Here is a 2,356-nt window from a genome sequence, read left to right on the forward strand (position 1 = left end):
CGCGATGGAACTCACGCTGGTCACATCCGCGTTCTGCGGTGCCTGCTCCCGAACCCGAGCCGTCATGGCCGACGCGGGGCGCTACCTTCCCGACGCGACCGTCGCAGAGATCGACGTCGCTCGCGAACCGCAAGCCGCCGAGGCGCTCGACATCCGCGTCACGCCCACCGTCATCATCCGCGATGCGGGTGGCACGGAGGTCTTCCGAGCCGAAGGCGTGCCGACCGTTCCGCAGGTGCTCCAGGCGGCGGTCAGAGCGCTCCCTGCCTGAGCGCCCCGGCCGCTCTTGCGGATGTCCGACCCCCGGCGCAGAATGAGCGGCAGCGGGCCGACGACGGTTCCGCCCGACGAAGCCTGGGGGCAGTCATGGCCACTCTCAACCCGTATCTCTCGTTCCGCACCGAAGCGCGACAGGCGATGGAGTTCTATCAGGGCGTGCTCGGCGGTGATCTCGAGATCAACGTCTTCGGCGAGTTCCCCGACATGATCCAGAACCCGGATCAGAAAGACCTCGTGATGCACGCGCAGCTCACGACACCGGACGGGCTCGTGCTGATGGCGTCGGACACACCTGACGGCATCCCGTTCGAGCCGCCGCAGGGGTTCTCGGTCTCACTCAGCGGCAACACGCAGCAGAAGACCCAGCAGGTCTGGGATGCGCTGTCCGACGGCGCCGCGATCACGATGCCGCTCGACAGTCCGCCCTGGGGCGGGACGTTCGGGATGCTCGTCGACCGCTTCGGCGTGCCCTGGATGCTGCACGGCGACCCGGAATGAGGCCGAGCGCTGCGGGACGCCCCGAACTCGGCCGCCTCGATCTCAGCGCAGGGCGGGCGCTGCGATGAAGGCGCGAAGCTCGTGCTCGTCGTCGGCCATCTCGGTGGTGCGCTGAGGAGCGTCGAGCATCGCGCGCAGTTCTGACGGGTACTCGAGTTCGACCCCGATCGCGGCACGGATCGTCTCGGCGAACTTCTGCGGCTTGGCGGTCTCGAGCACCAGCATCGGCACCCCGGACTCGACGTACTCGCGGGCGACCTTGACGCCGTCCGCGGTGTGCGGGTCGATGATGTCGCCCGTGGCCTCGTAGACCGCCTTGATGGTCGCGAGGCGGTCGTCGTGGGTGGAGGTGCCGCTGACGATGCCGAACTCGTCGACGAAGCGCGCGAGGTCTGCGGTGAAGTCGAAGTGACCATGCGTGTCGAGGTCGTTCCATGCGCTCACCACCCGCGAGGCGTCACGGCCGACCAGCTCGAAGATGAAGCGCTCGAGGTTCGAGGCCTTCGAGATGTCCATCGAGGGGCTCGATGTGGCGAGCGTCTGCGCAGCGCTGCGCGGGCGATACACACCGGTGCGGAAGAACTCGTCGAGCACGTTGTTCTCGTTGGCGGCGAGCACGAGGCGACGGATCGGAAGACCCATCTGCTTCGCGAAGAATCCCGAAAGGATGTTGCCGAAGTTTCCGGACGGCACGGTGAACGACACCTCGGTCCACCCGCCGGCATCCGTCGCGCGCAGCCATGCCCAGAAGTAGTAGACGACCTGCGCGGTGATGCGGGCGAGGTTGATCGAGTTCACCGCGCCGAGGTTCTGAGCGCGCTTGAAGTCGAGGTCTCCGGCGAGCACCTTGACCAGGTTCTGGCAGTCGTCGAAGACGCCGTCGATCACGATGTTGTGGATGTTCTCGTCGTCGAGCGAGAACATCTGCGCCCGCTGGAAGGCGCTCATCCGCCCCTTCGGGGACAGCATGAAGACCGAGATCCGGTCTTTACCGCGAAGCGCATGCTCGGCTGCAGACCCCGTGTCGCCGGAGGTCGCTCCGAGGATGTTCAGAGTCGATCCCTTGCGCTCGAGCGCGTACTCGACCACCTGGCCCAGGAACTGCATGGCCATGTCCTTGAACGCCAGAGTCGGCCCCTCGGAGAGGCCCACCAGGGTGAGGTCGTCATCGATCGACCGCAGCGGCACGACCGCTTCGGGGAACGGGTCGTATGCCGCGGCGGTCATCCGTGCGAGGTCTGCGCGGGGGATGTCGGTGGCGAAGAGTCCGAGCACCTCGGTGGCGAGCTGCGGATAGGTCAGCGCGCGCCAGCGCTCGAGCGTCTCGCCGTCGACCGTGGGCATCGTCTCGGGCACGGCCAGTCCGCCGTCGGGGGCGAGCCCTTCGAGCAGCGTCTCGCAGTACGGCAGCGGCTGCATGCCGCCTCGGGTCGAGATGTACTGCACGGGAGCTCCTCGGTTCGGAATCGGCGCGGGGCTTCCATTGTCGCAGATGGCGGCGTGCGGATTTCACGCGCTGCCCGTCGATGTCGGCAGAGCGCCTTCGACGACCGGAGGCCATGGTATTCCGCCCACGGTT

The 2,356-nt window shown here is 67.3% G+C and carries 3 protein-coding genes; 2 read left to right on the forward strand and 1 reads right to left on the reverse strand.

Going from position 1 to position 2,356, the window contains the following annotated elements; translation table 11 throughout:
* Positions 1 to 4: 4 nt before the first annotated feature.
* Positions 5 to 271, forward strand: a complete 267-nt coding sequence (locus J7E68_RS08255; RefSeq protein WP_215171614.1) for a thioredoxin family protein — start codon at positions 5 to 7, stop codon at positions 269 to 271.
* A gap of 95 nt (positions 272 to 366) precedes the next feature.
* Positions 367 to 777: a VOC family protein gene (locus tag J7E68_RS08260; protein ID WP_215171610.1), complete on the forward strand. Its 411-nt coding sequence runs from the start codon at positions 367 to 369 to the stop codon at positions 775 to 777.
* Between the two features lie 42 nt (positions 778 to 819).
* Here J7E68_RS08260 and thrC read toward each other — a convergent pair whose 3' ends face one another.
* Positions 820 to 2,223, reverse strand: coding sequence for a threonine synthase (gene thrC / locus J7E68_RS08265; RefSeq protein ID WP_215171612.1), 1,404 nt, complete (start codon positions 2,221 to 2,223; stop codon positions 820 to 822).
* Between the last annotated feature and the right edge of the window lie 133 nt (positions 2,224 to 2,356).

The organism is Microbacterium sp. ISL-103 (genome assembly GCF_018613995.1).
Classification (GTDB): domain Bacteria; phylum Actinomycetota; class Actinomycetes; order Actinomycetales; family Microbacteriaceae; genus Microbacterium.